Origin of the sequence: Photorhabdus viridis, from assembly GCF_040256935.1 — a bacterium.
GTDB classification, from domain to species: Bacteria; Pseudomonadota; Gammaproteobacteria; order Enterobacterales; family Enterobacteriaceae; genus Photorhabdus; species Photorhabdus viridis.
The window spans coordinates 36,884-49,346 of record NZ_JBEJZY010000005.1 but is presented as its reverse complement, the minus strand read 5'-3'; the positions used below and the strand labels follow the sequence as shown (position 1 = coordinate 49,346).

At 36.4% G+C, this 12,463-nt stretch carries 16 protein-coding genes and 1 pseudogene; 10 read left to right on the top strand and 7 right to left on the bottom strand.

Annotated elements, in window-relative coordinates; genetic code table 11:
• The first annotated feature begins 42 nt into the window (after positions 1 to 42).
• The 4 genes from ABR397_RS02975 (at position 43) to ABR397_RS02960 (ending at position 1,562) form a co-directional block, all read left to right on the top strand.
• A complete protein-coding gene (locus tag ABR397_RS02975) occupies positions 43 to 360 on the top strand; it encodes a hypothetical protein (RefSeq protein ID WP_350304405.1) in 318 nt (105 codons plus the stop codon).
• 87 nt (positions 361 to 447) lie between these two features.
• Complete coding sequence (locus ABR397_RS02970) at positions 448 to 759, top strand: hypothetical protein (RefSeq protein WP_350304404.1); 312 nt, start codon at positions 448 to 450, stop codon at positions 757 to 759.
• 78 nt (positions 760 to 837) lie between these two features.
• Positions 838 to 1,128, top strand: coding sequence for a hypothetical protein (locus ABR397_RS02965; RefSeq protein WP_350304403.1), 291 nt, complete (start codon positions 838 to 840; stop codon positions 1,126 to 1,128).
• A gap of 53 nt (positions 1,129 to 1,181) precedes the next feature.
• Positions 1,182 to 1,562 carry a hypothetical protein gene (locus ABR397_RS02960; protein WP_350304402.1) on the top strand — a complete coding sequence of 127 codons (381 nt, stop codon included), beginning with the start codon at positions 1,182 to 1,184 and terminating at the stop codon, positions 1,560 to 1,562.
• Positions 1,563 to 1,752: 190 nt separating this feature from the next.
• On the opposite strand, the pseudogene ABR397_RS02955 reads toward ABR397_RS02960, so the two are convergent.
• The 3 genes and pseudogenes from ABR397_RS02955 to ABR397_RS02945 all read right to left on the bottom strand — a co-directional run bounded on the left by ABR397_RS02955 (position 1,753) and on the right by ABR397_RS02945 (position 4,714).
• Positions 1,753 to 2,219 (bottom strand): annotated as a pseudogene (locus ABR397_RS02955) (DUF4756 family protein).
• Positions 2,220 to 2,320: 101 nt separating this feature from the next.
• Complete coding sequence (locus ABR397_RS02950) at positions 2,321 to 3,022, bottom strand: hypothetical protein (RefSeq protein WP_350304401.1); 702 nt, start codon at positions 3,020 to 3,022, stop codon at positions 2,321 to 2,323.
• Positions 3,023 to 4,378: 1,356 nt separating this feature from the next.
• Entirely contained in the window at positions 4,379 to 4,714 is a 336-nt protein-coding gene (locus tag ABR397_RS02945; RefSeq protein ID WP_350304400.1) for a helix-turn-helix domain-containing protein, read from the bottom strand.
• A gap of 222 nt (positions 4,715 to 4,936) precedes the next feature.
• Here ABR397_RS02945 and ABR397_RS02940 point away from each other — a divergent pair, with 222 nt between their 5' ends.
• The 4 genes from ABR397_RS02940 (at position 4,937) to ABR397_RS02925 (ending at position 6,707) form a co-directional block, all read left to right on the top strand.
• Positions 4,937 to 5,467: a membrane lipoprotein lipid attachment site-containing protein gene (locus ABR397_RS02940; RefSeq protein ID WP_350304399.1), complete on the top strand. Its 531-nt coding sequence runs from the start codon at positions 4,937 to 4,939 to the stop codon at positions 5,465 to 5,467.
• A 10-nt stretch (positions 5,468 to 5,477) separates the two neighbouring features.
• Entirely contained in the window at positions 5,478 to 5,753 is a 276-nt protein-coding gene (locus ABR397_RS02935) for a hypothetical protein (RefSeq protein WP_350304398.1), read from the top strand.
• Positions 5,754 to 5,919: 166 nt separating this feature from the next.
• Entirely contained in the window at positions 5,920 to 6,414 is a 495-nt protein-coding gene (locus tag ABR397_RS02930) for a hypothetical protein (protein WP_350304397.1), read from the top strand.
• On the top strand, positions 6,387 to 6,707 hold the full coding sequence (locus tag ABR397_RS02925; RefSeq protein WP_350304396.1) for a hypothetical protein: 321 nt from the start codon (positions 6,387 to 6,389) through the stop codon (positions 6,705 to 6,707). The genes ABR397_RS02930 and ABR397_RS02925 overlap by 28 nt, the downstream gene beginning before the upstream one ends.
• Here ABR397_RS02925 and ABR397_RS02920 read toward each other — a convergent pair whose 3' ends face one another.
• From ABR397_RS02920 to mobQ, 3 genes are all read right to left on the bottom strand, one after another.
• A complete protein-coding gene (locus ABR397_RS02920; protein ID WP_350304395.1) occupies positions 6,708 to 7,652 on the bottom strand; it encodes an IS1595 family transposase in 945 nt (314 codons plus the stop codon).
• A gap of 65 nt (positions 7,653 to 7,717) precedes the next feature.
• Positions 7,718 to 8,122: a DUF4238 domain-containing protein gene (locus ABR397_RS02915; RefSeq protein WP_350304394.1), complete on the bottom strand. Its 405-nt coding sequence runs from the start codon at positions 8,120 to 8,122 to the stop codon at positions 7,718 to 7,720.
• A gap of 108 nt (positions 8,123 to 8,230) precedes the next feature.
• Complete coding sequence (gene mobQ / locus ABR397_RS02910; protein WP_350304393.1) at positions 8,231 to 9,721, bottom strand: MobQ family relaxase; 1,491 nt, start codon at positions 9,719 to 9,721, stop codon at positions 8,231 to 8,233.
• A gap of 803 nt (positions 9,722 to 10,524) precedes the next feature.
• Between mobQ and ABR397_RS02905 the strand changes: the two genes are divergently transcribed.
• Both ABR397_RS02905 and ABR397_RS02900 read left to right on the top strand, forming a co-directional pair.
• Entirely contained in the window at positions 10,525 to 10,914 is a 390-nt protein-coding gene (locus ABR397_RS02905; protein WP_350304392.1) for a hypothetical protein, read from the top strand.
• A complete protein-coding gene (locus ABR397_RS02900; RefSeq protein WP_350304391.1) occupies positions 10,907 to 11,224 on the top strand; it encodes a conjugal transfer protein TraD in 318 nt (105 codons plus the stop codon). The genes ABR397_RS02905 and ABR397_RS02900 overlap by 8 nt, the downstream gene beginning before the upstream one ends.
• A gap of 257 nt (positions 11,225 to 11,481) precedes the next feature.
• Here ABR397_RS02900 and ABR397_RS02895 read toward each other — a convergent pair whose 3' ends face one another.
• Entirely contained in the window at positions 11,482 to 12,462 is a 981-nt protein-coding gene (locus ABR397_RS02895; protein WP_350304390.1) for a hypothetical protein, read from the bottom strand.
• Position 12,463 lies beyond the last annotated feature (1 nt).

Below are 12,463 nucleotides of genomic sequence, written 5' to 3'. Positions count from 1 at the left end.
TGTGTAGGGATATCTTCACTTAAATTATAGAAGGAAATAAACATGAATAATACAATAACTGAAACTCATGTGATAACAGTCACCAATGAATCAACCAGACTGTTTATTGTTAAAGCATTTGAAGGTTATGAGCTTTATATCAATAGTATGCAGGAATGCATGGGGGACCGATTCTTTAAAAATATTGCGGATATGAAATATATGGATGATGTTTTTGATAAAGTAATCGAAAACAGTAAGGAGGGATTTAGTCAGTTCCTGAAAAAACACAAAAGCGCAGGATCTCTAAAAGAAGTGTTTTTCGATGAGGTCAAAGTCAATCTGAGGTTTATGTATAATGTGATGTTAAACTCAGACTAATAGTTCTGTTATCTCTATTTGGCCCGGCAAGGGGCTAATAGCAACGAAAGAGAATATAAATCTGTATCTAACCATGAGGATATAAATATGAATAAAGAGCTTAAGCTGGAATCGAATAAATGTTTTTCCCATTTGATGACGATATTTTATGATCTAAGAATGCGCACTGTCATGAACGAGCGTCCTGATGAGATTGAAGCACTATGTAATGATGAAGATTTCATGGGAATGGTTTTTAAAGAATGTATCAAAAAAGCTAAATCACATTTACCATTGGTCGAGCGGCGTCACCCCGGTGCTGAAGGTGTGTCAGTAAAACTGGTTGATCTTGCTTATGTGATGGAAAGACTGAAAGCATATCATCAGGATAAAGGTTTTATGAAAGAGTCTCAAAAGTAATCCAGTTTATTTAGGCCCTGTCATCGGGCCGAATAAAAATAAAGTTAAATACATATCATATTAATATGAGGAGTTGTTATGTCAAAAAACATTGAAATTGAAAATACATCTACAGAGTTATTTTATGATCTCGCTAAACGTTCATTTGAAGCAAGCTGGAAAGTTATGCAGGATATGTGTAGTGACAGCATTTCGCATCTTGTCGATGATGCTGATTTTATGAGTGCATTTATACGGATAACGATTAATCATGTTTGTCATAACTTTGACAAGTTTACCACGCAGGAAGGCAATCAGGGAAATATTGAAGAGGTTAACTACGAGGAAGTAGCAGAACGACTTGTACGTAATGCTTGGGTGTATTGTTAATACCAAACGAGTGCTTTTTATTAAATACTAAATACCAATAAGAGAGGTTGTATATGAAGAAAGATAATCTGAGTAAAAAAGATGAAACAATGATATTCGCCATTTCAGCAACGCTAATGTTGTATGTGGACAGGATATACAATATGGCAAGTGTAGAGGATGAAAACGTTATGACTTTCGTAAAAGAGCAGGATGCAGTTGATTTTGCGCTACGAGTTCATATGTTAGAAGTTCTAAATGAGTTTGATTATTATAAAATCCTTTTTGGTACGGGGAAAGAAAAAAAGGAGTATATCGATATAGCAGAGTTATTAAAGAGGTTGATGTTTTTTCATGACTTATATATCAAGGATATGTTGATAAGAAATCTGGAATCAGGACGATCTTTTGATGATTATAGCGTATTGGACTGGAATATGGACATAAACAGATAATATCAGGAATGTTTTTCAGAGGGATGTATGAGTCAATCCAAAATGTAATACCGGAATGGATTCCGGTATTACATAATCTGACTATTTCAGTGGTTTTAATAAAATCATTCAATAAGTTCATTCTTAAATTTACCGGAATGAAAAGTAAATACTGATTCAGTCTACAATACCTTGCTGAACAGGATAGATTTTATCGGGGCATTTTCCTGCGTATCTGACTTGATGGTTTGAACTCTGCCGAAATATGAGAGAGTTGTTCAAGGCTTTGTTCAATTGAGCGCTGGAACTCAAGAGCTGCTTCAGTACGCTGTTTTATCACCAAGGCAACAATTTCTTCCTTGCTCTTCTCAATAATATTTCTTCTATAGAAACTATACGTTTCGAGCTTATCTAAGTTTTTAGAAGCAAATGCGGAAGCTTGGTTAACAGGGTTAAGTTCATCGATAAACTGTTCAAGCAATGATGTTTTTTTTCTGTCCAAGCGGCGCAGCTCAGTATGCGCTGATTTATATTTTTTATTTCGTTAACTTGCGCACCTTCCATGTGCAGACGCTTATATTCATGATAATATTCATGTATGTCAGGATATTGTTTTAATGCTTCTATTGTTTTCAGATATTCAACCAAATCACTGTTATCTGTTTTTACTTTTCTCATAAATACCTCATAAATAAAATAGTGGATATATTTATATTACGAGATGTAGAGTAAGTGTCAAACGGGACCGGGAAATAAAAGGAATAATATCCAGATGAAAACTACATTCTTTCTTCTTCATCTACATCTTCAGGATAATCATAAAAAATGTTATCTTCTGAAACAGAGTCCCAGTCAATATCTTCGTCGGGAGTAGAAAGTAAAGGTTTATCATCTTCTTTATCGATTGTTTTTTCTTCGTTGTTTGTAAATATCGTATCTTTATAAACGGTGACGAATACGTCTTCTATGCCTTCACTGGTCGTTCTCAGCGACTTCTGAACATATTCTTTCCTTGTGGCATTTAATGTTCTGTACTGGCCTTTCAGAAAGAGATTTGCGTTTATCATGGTATGCTTCCCTTCTTTGACCAGAATGCCTTTATTTATTAGCTTATTCCAGCATTTACACACGTTAGATTTGCTCATATTAAGCTCTTCTGCGAGTGCCGACTGTGATATACTGGCAATGAGGTTTCCATGCTGCATGAGTTTACATAAGCGGATCATTATTGTGTATTCTGCACCAGACATATTTTTTCCGAGCTTTTCCAGATTATCAAGAAAAGCATGAACATAGGCTATTCCCGGTTGAATATCAGAACTTCTCTCTTTTTTTACATTTACGGTTATTTTATCTTTTCTGTTTCTGTTATAAAAACTGTAAATCTCCAGTTTCTGTTTGTCTGTAAAATGATTTCTGCTTATATATTCTTCCACTTCTTCACTGCTGGAGGTCATTATTGTATTGTAATCAATGCTCATCGGTTATCCTTTTATTATTGTTATGTTTATCCTATATAATGCAAAATATATTTTTGTCAAAAATAAATATGAAAAAAGGAAAGATAATACACTTTTGTGAAATTGCGTTCACTGTTTGTCGGGGTATTTTAACTATCAAAAGTTTCCACAGAAGAAACTTTGGTTTCAGTACAGGAAACTTCGGTTTCCACAGGGGAAACTTAAATTTCCGTACAGGAAACTTTTTTCGTGAAATTTCTTTTAAATACAATTAGTTAAGCTTCATTAATACTATAATAGGTTTAATAACCTTAACGGGGAGCGTGCCGAATAAATGGCACCGTTTGATTTTCTATTTTATTCTTACTTTCCATAATGGACAGCAAGTGATTGTTTTATACAATCACAAAGCGCTGCTGGCTTTTAAGTAAATATAAAATTATTTTACCTTTTACTTCATAGCGGCTACGCCGCAATTTTTCATGGATAAATCCATCATTAACAGGGATGAACCCTGTTCAGCAATGTGATTGTTTTGGACAATCACGAAGTGCTGCTTCTGAAAATATAGTTTCCTATATATTTAAGAGAAAGTGCATATACCAAAATAGGATCTTATGTTCATAAACAGGATCTGTGCGTGTTAATATTAAAGTAGTGGAAAAAAGCGTTAACCATTAAATCCCATTTTAAATTAGCGTCAGGGCGTAGCCGTGCGGCAGCACATGAGCGTTAGCTCATAAGATAAATATTTTTTCAAAAAAGAATGGTAAACAGATAGTAATCCTATTATTCAGAATAAAATAAATTTGATTTTCATTAATGGGAAGTGGTATTTGAATATATGACAAAGAAATTAAAAAGGTAAATAATGGAAAACATAAAAATAATAAGCATCTTTTAAACAAACGAAAAAATACCCTTCATAACATGTATCGCAAACGATATGGAATTAAATAGAGACGGAATAAAACGCATACTGGAAAGTGGTCAAAGCATCTGTATTAAAGATTACGATTATTACTTCCTGTCAGAGGCTGACGCCGATTTGGACAGAGAACGAATGATAAACAGCTACAGAAGATTGTTTTCTGAACTAAGCGGGGTAAATGAAGTGACAGTAAATTCAATAATGCCCTGAACTTAATGTCCCGTTTATAAATTTTCCCTTTAAATCTAAATAACAAATCAGTTGGTATTACACTAACTAAACCATTTAGATGACAAGGATAAAGAAATGGATCGTCAATGTACGAATAAACTGACCTAAAGCAGCATAGTAAATCTTTCTTACTGCTTCATTCTTAAATTTCTCGGAAGTTCATATCAAAAGTAACCAGACATTCTGTGCGACCACAGATAAATATAGAAATACGTTTAAAGTGATGTATTTTTGTTATATTTGTTTATTATGATTTTAATTTCTTCTTTATCTTCTTCAGCTAATCTATCAAAGTTAATCACGACTGAGGCAAGTTGATCGTTTTCGACATAGAAATATGCCAATGGTACATTTAGCGTTTCTGCCAACTTCTGTGCAGTATGGATATCCGCTTCATGTACACCTTTTTCGTATCGGTTGATGCGAGTACTTGCTACAAATTCATCGATCCCGGCAGCGATACCCAGCTTTTTTTGAGATAAACCAGCTGCAAGCCGCGCTTCTTTTAAACGCTTACAAAAGATGTCTCTATGGGATTCTCGCTGGGTCATAAGCACTCTCATCATTAAGAGCTACGAGAATCGTAGTTTTTCCTTGTTTTCGATACTACGTTTAACGTAGTATCTGCCGATGATGATGTATTGGTCTATCGATACCGCAAATTTGAATAGTGTCTGATGCCATCAGTGACTGACGGCTGAACCGTTCATAAGTGTCATTACTTGGACCAGTACAAGTGGCTTTTTATTCGTTATCACTGATGGGATATGAAAATGAAGAAGATCCTTCTTATGGCGGGTGCTGCACTGGTTCTGGCGGGATGTGGCGAAAAAGGTGACTTTGAGAAAGCGATCAACGCGAAGATTGGTCAATCGAAAACCTGTTTCTCACTGAGAAACAACAATGTCACATTCCCTGTCCAGCTCTCCAAACCGCGATTTGATGAAACAGGGACTGGAACAGGGTCTGTAATCCTTGACGGCCTCGTAGAGCAGGGCTTAATGGCCTTTGTTAAAGGCTGGGATAACAATACGCTTGGGATAACAGATGAAGGTAAACAAGCCAAAATCTGGGATGCCAAAGAAGGTGTTTGTGTTGGTCGCCGCGTTGTTGATGAAGTGAAGGAATGGACCGAGCCGGGCAACGGTAATCAGAAAGTTGTTCGCGTCACCTATACGTGGAAATTAACTGATGTTCCATCATGGGTGGACAAAAGTGCGTTCTCTGGCGTGAAAGGAATGAACGGACCTGCTGATGGTGCCATGAATCTTGTTAAAACCAGCAATGGCTGGAAAGCGATCTAAGGGATCTATCATGGAAAACAAAACTATCCAGTGTCCGTTTTGCCTGAAAGAAAGCCAGAGAGGCGTCCATGTCTGCACTGGCTGCATGGCAACTGTTTTATATGGAACCTACCCCGGCTGGTATGCTTCCGTTGTTATATTATTGACCTTCGGCCTGTCTATACTGATCGGAATGTCTACAGGCATGGCGGGAGCTACTATCAGCCTACCAATCATTGCGGCTGTTGGGTTTGTCGCAGGTAAGGCAATTTTCTCTGATAATGTTGTGTTCAGAAGAAGAATGTAAATGAACCTTTAAATTTAAACCACATTTTGACATGAAATGTGGTTTATTTATATGGTGGTAATGAAATTTGCATATGATATTTGTGCATGGTAAATGAATATATACTTTGCTTTTTCTATTTATTAAATGGAGTTGCAGGAGGTTAAACAACAAGAAGGATTAAGAAATGAATAAACGTGCAATTAAAAAAGATGAATGTGAACTCTATAACCAGCTATGTGAAGATGATTTTTTGTCGCCACTGGTGTATGCTGGGGAAATTATAATACTTAAAAAAGATGGTTATTCGTTTGCTATTCACAAGAGAACAGGTGTAATCATAAGATTTAAATCTATTGCAAAGTCTAATAACAAAATCAGTCAAATAACAATACTAGAATCAGGTTGTATTTCGTATATAATGAAAGCGCTCTCTACTGAGGGTATGGCTATCGGGATAAGTAAGTACAGAGACTTGATCTTACTTTTAAATCGAATTTTACAAGGAACCGAAATGATACAAACAGAAGATAACATTAACCAGTTCAGAAACTGTACTGCTGTTGTATTGAGTATACTCTATCAAAATTTTCCCAATCCAGTAGAAATCGATACTTTCTTCATTGAAGGTGAAGGTCTAAAAAAGAAAAGAGAGTGCTGGTCAATTATGACGATGAAGTAAGTTCATGGAACAAAAACGGACATACGTCTGAAAACAATCCGGTGAAAGAAACCATTATCGTATACAAAAATACAATCAAGTTTCTTTATGACGAAGGCTATATACGCTGCTCAGAACCTGATTTAGGACCGGGGCTGCGTAAATTTTATGATTGTGTTTTAACTTCGAAAGGACTGGCTGCTCTTGGGAAAATAGATGTCGAAAGAAAAGTAAGCTGGGGTGAAAAGATACATACTGCGTTGAAGGAAAATAAATATACTGTGATTCAGGGGGTCGCTCAAAAGTTTACCTGATTACCATCGAATCTCAGCTAGCTTGAGTAAATACTCAGGTATAGGTGCTGCCCGGATACATGAATAAATAAGCTGTTCGAATGTTTTTTTAAGGTTAAAGCGCCAATTGAACTTGAAACAGAATTCGGCAAGATAACGAGGTAAATACTTTTTGCTAATCGAATGATATGTTCCGCGTATCGAATTTTTTACATTACTTATCATTGTGTTAACCCACTGAAAATAAGGAAACTTAACACTCTGCGCTCCCCCGCCGGTAACGAGGGGCAAATGGAAAGTCCCGGCTTGCTCAATCCCCCGAAAGCAAGCTAATCCATCTGAAATAACAAGAGATTCTGGTTTGAGATGCACTTTAGCCCAACGGGTCAGTTCCTCGGTCTTAAACCCTTTCACAACGCTGAAACGCATGAACATAGGGTGGCCCTTTTCATTCATTGAAACTGCCGCAACGAAAGGGCATTTCCCTTTTGCCCCTCGCCCTCGGGGGCCATGCTGAGCCCCTCCCCAGTATGCGTCGTCAAGCTGAATAAACCCGCCGAGAGGCTTTTCGTCATCCCGTTCTTTCATTGCTTTCATTAGCTTGTGTTTCATACGCCATGCCGCGTTGTAGGAAATGCCCAGTTGACGTGACAATTCAAGTGCAGAAATCCCATTTTTCTCCTGAGTCATGAGATAAATCGCCAAAAACCACACAGTTAAAGGTAATTTTGACGCAGAAAACAATGTGCCGGCCGTCAAAGATGTTTGATGATGGCATTGATTGCACTGATAAAGGAGACGAGATTTTAACTGGCAATACTTATCATGCCCACAATGAGGGCAGTGATACCCCGTAGGCCAGCGCATATCGAACACCTGTTTTTGGCATTGTTCTTCATGACCATATAATGAAATAAACTCATGAATAGAAATGCCTTTTTGGAATTGAATCTGATTTTTAGCCATTTTCATTTACCTCCACACAGACTTATTTTAAGTATACGCCTATGGGAGCTGAATTTAAGTGATAATCAGGATAACTTATATGGTTTTCGATTTGTTTTAAAAAAAACATCAGGCGGAGTAAATTTAAATAAAAAATATCCTCTTGGACATAACTTTCTGTAAAGATCTTTTTTCAATGAATAATAATTGAGTATAGATTTGATAGCTGGATAAATTTTTTCTAACATTCCAAATAAATCTTCTATTATATTGTCTCGTTCACCTTGCAACCATATTGTGTGTCTGAAATTGGTGCCACAAATTTTCTTAATATTTAAAGGGACATAGCGTTTTAAAACTTGGTCCCTTGATGCCTCTTTTTTAACAAAACCCCATACTGTTTCTTTACCTCCAGCTTCTTTAGAAGTGAAAGATCTAAGATAAGTTGCTGGTAAATAATGTTGATATATCTGAAATGACCCCTTTCCCATATAATTATTCCTTTTTGAAGTAGAACATTACCCATATTAGATGAATTAGATTATATATAATTGAAAGTGTCAATAAAAACCTATATGGCAAAACTTCTTCTAGCGAACTTAACCGCGCTGTCTAGATGGCCTCATTCGTAGGGCTTTGTTGGAATGTGACATAGATGGATCGAAACTCATGCTGTGATCCACCTCCGGCTTTTCGCTTTTCAGACGGCTTGAGAAACGGCTGATCCCATCCGGTGTTGGCTCGTAGTCATCTTGGTTAAACTTAGCTCGTTTCTCATATTCAGCGCGTGGAATAGGTTGGCCTAATACTTCATCAAAGACATAGTTTTCAGCAATACGTTTATCATGTTCTTCACTGATAATATCAACTTTAGTTTTATCTGTTTTAGCCCATATAAATTTACCCCTGATAAAATCAACCAAAAGGACTGTAAAGCGTTTAAAGATATTATCCTGACGCAGAATAGCCTTTTTCCTCTTAACACGTTCAGGGTCGCTTCTGGATACCCTATTTGGTATTTTAGAGGCGGGTGTTTTCAGAATAGTATTTTTTCCAGAATCAGAAATACTGACCAATGGTTTCTTACCAGCAACAACCTTACTGACTTTGGATTTATCACGATAGGATTTAACGTCACGCATACGAGTATGAGGTGCCGGGGCTACCAGCACAGGTCTTTGCGGTTCACTGGAAGAAGAACCGGAGCGTGTTTTAGGTAATACAATCTCTTCTGGTTCAGCAAGATGTGTAATCGTAAAGCTTCTGACATCAACGACGATTTCAAGGTCAAGTTCGCTGAAGATCTTATAGACTTCAACCGCTTCCTGCTTCGCTGCGTCACGAACAGCCTGTTCTGAGGTTCTTTGTTCCTGAGCAGCTTTACTACGCCATTTAGCACTATGGATACGTTTCATTGGGAGACGGTTTGTTTCAACGGCTTTGGCAAGCCATAGTGCTTTTTCTTCATTATCCAGAGCAACCGCCGCTTTTTCTAATGCCTCTTCGTGCTGGGCCTGAAGGGAACGATGATCAATACGTTCTGATGAGCCAGCAGCAGCAAGATAGCTGTTAGCCATCGTTGCCCATGATTCACGCCAGAGCATAGACATTTTTCTGTCGTTCCAGCTTCTTTCTTTTTTGGCAAAACCTTCCGGGCCTATGGTTTTTAATGTCAACATAACGTGAGCATGTGGGTTGTCGCTATCGAGATCATGAAAAGCGATATCGGCAATCATGCCTTTCTCAACGAAATTTTTCTGACAATATTCAAGAACAAGTTTTTTTTTGTTATCATTATTTAACTGAGCAGGGATAGCAACGTCGAAATAACGAGATGTTTGACCATTACTTTGACGCTCAACTCTTTCAACTTCATTCCACAATGCTGTAGAGTCTTTTATGATGTGTTCAGGAGCATTAGTGGGAGCTAATATGAAATGCCCGTACAAATCAGTACGGCGACTATAATCATAGGTATCACCTGTTCTTTCATCTGTGATTCTGCAACGAGCATGATAGGCAGCTTTCGCAACGGAAGATTTGCCCTCACTTCGTTTCACAATTTTAAAATCAAGATGAAAAATAGCCATACAATAAAAACAACCTCAATATAAATTTAAATATCAAACCAAAATATAAATCTCCAATGCGACTATGCTGGTTTTAGTTTTTCGTAAGAAAAACTCTGGTGTTGACGTTGACCTAGGTTTTGCTTTTAGCCTGCGGCAGGCAACCGTCGGTAGACCCCACACGCTCACGAAGTGAGTGTATAGGTGGGCATTGCTTTATTTTTATATCTCCTGACGGAGCTAAAAAATAACAACAATGTATAAAGTTTTTCTATAGTTAAATAATAACGCTAGTTTTAATGTCTGTGAAATTAACAGGGCAGAAATCGGATAAACGGTTGAGGTACAGTAATTATATTGAATGTTAGGGTTTTAGAGAGCGCCCGCGAGGGCAAAAGTAGTGTTTTCCTCCCGCCGTAAGGCGGGAAAGCGTAAATCAGATGAAATTGTGAAAATATTAGATGCTTTTTTGTGTTGCACAATTCACAGGTTAAGGCCCAAAATCAGAGTTTAAAAACAACAGGTGAAATTAGTTTCATTGATTTGATAAAATAAGTAACGGGGAGAGTATCAGACATTTAATGTTAGTGGTTGCACTCATTTGTGTTGCATTTTTTATTTTGAGCTTGCTGGCATCATATTTTTAAAACCAAAACACCATTCTTTCGGGATAAATCCCATCATTAATAGGGCAGCATGTTCAGCAGCTGGTTGTTTACAACAACATACAGTGCTGTTTAACATATCATGGTCATATTATTTGACCTTTTCTTTTTTTAATTGTATTGCAAAGTGTAATCATTAAATAACAAAAGGAAAAACAAATGACAAATAAATACATTAACTTCATGGGTTTGGATTTCAATAAGATATCAGAAATGAAAAAATCGTACACTGGATTTGAAAAACGAATACAAATCAACAATGATGACTTTGATGATGAGCTATTCTATTTTTGTTGCTTTATGGATTACTTTCTTGAGCGCCATGACAGCATATCTTTCCCGGCTTATTATAAATTTTGCGTGTCTCTGGATGCTTACCTGTATTCACTTATGTATCTCGAAGAAAACACCTCAATGACGAACTTAATCGGTTTCTTCCCCGGCAAGTTGTTCTGGCATACCGTTGATAATGGGAATGATGATGTTTTTTATATACTTCTTTCATTTTATATGAATGAATGGAAAAAAGGGAAGCGTTCTGATGAGTAAACAGGGTGATATTGAAAGCAGGAAACCACGAACAGAAAAAACAATTAAACAAAAAATAGCTTCGGCACAGATGCATCTGAATCGACTTAAGTATAAAGAAAAATCTCTGACTAAGAGTGCTGAAACACGGCTGAAGATTATTTTAGGTGCAGAAGTGGCTAAAGCTGTTGGGTGTAAAGTAGAAGATGTCGATAAGGAATTTGTATTGGGAATGTTATTGCAGGCTTCGAATATTAATGCGGAGGCTAAAGCAAGGATTAAATTACGAGGGAAAAGATTTCTTGAAGATATGGTGGGAAGGCAGGAATAATATTATTTGTAGTCGGTGGTTATAATATTATATAAAATATATTTGACAATCGATATTAAATATTATATTTAATAAATGTTCCTTGTGAACATTCACGTCATGAAGTGTCTGATTGCCCCATATATGGGGAGTGGTTTGCAGCCCATTGGGCTGATTGAGTAGCCCCAAGTATGGGGATATATATTCTCTCCAATGGAGAGTTCCCCTTTAGGGAAAACAAAGGGCCGTATGGCCCTTTTGCTTGTGTATTTGTCTAATTAATCACAGCTTACTTCACTTAGTTCATTGGCTATGAACATAAACTCTGCACGATGATTTTTATCTTTAGATATGTATATTTTACCGCCTACATCAGCAATAATAAATAGTTTTATCTTGCTTTTGTCTTTCTGTATTATAATCAGCCTTTCAGGTATGGAGTATTTCACCAGATCCTTTTCGTAATAACATTGATTAACATAACCTAGCCCGATCATATTCGCTATTTTTTCTGAGACACCTGTTGAAAATGCTGTTGAAATATAAAAAACAATAAGCAAGGAGAAAAAAACGTAACACCATATCCTATTCTTTTGATCTCGATTACGTTGATGTATGTCTGCTAATCCAACAATCGCCAATGTAACGACAATAACAAATATTGAAAGGGCTTGAATAATACTAATAAGAGAAAAATTTGTTTCTATATTAAAGTTCAGTGTAATGGAAAGAAATCCAAACATAGCAATGCTTATTGCTAATAATAATGCCGTATATAAAAATAATTTTAATGTGACGGCTATTTTTTTATAATGAAAGGGTTTTGTTACCGCTAAAAAATGAAGAGTAAGTACAATTATAACAACTAATAAAACTCCGATATAAAAATGATAAAATGCGAATGAAGAAGCTACTCCACATGATGTGAAGTATAATAAATATATCAATTTTCTTCTTTTTATCCCCTTTATCTTTTCTTTGGCTAAGATATCATAATAGAGGCATCGGGCAATCGCTGGAGATAAGTTGAATGATATTAAAAAACAACCAACAATAAAAAGTATTATAAAAAAAGATAATGCACCTGTACTGATGAGTAAATTTGATTGTATCAGATCAATAAACTTTACACCGTGGGTACGTGCATAGCTAAAGAGGAACCATGCTCCTGAAAACGTACACATAAAAATTATTAGAGTTATGATTTTTTCTGTGTTTTTTAATCCCAAGATAAATTGTTGTTTTATGTTTTTTAACACT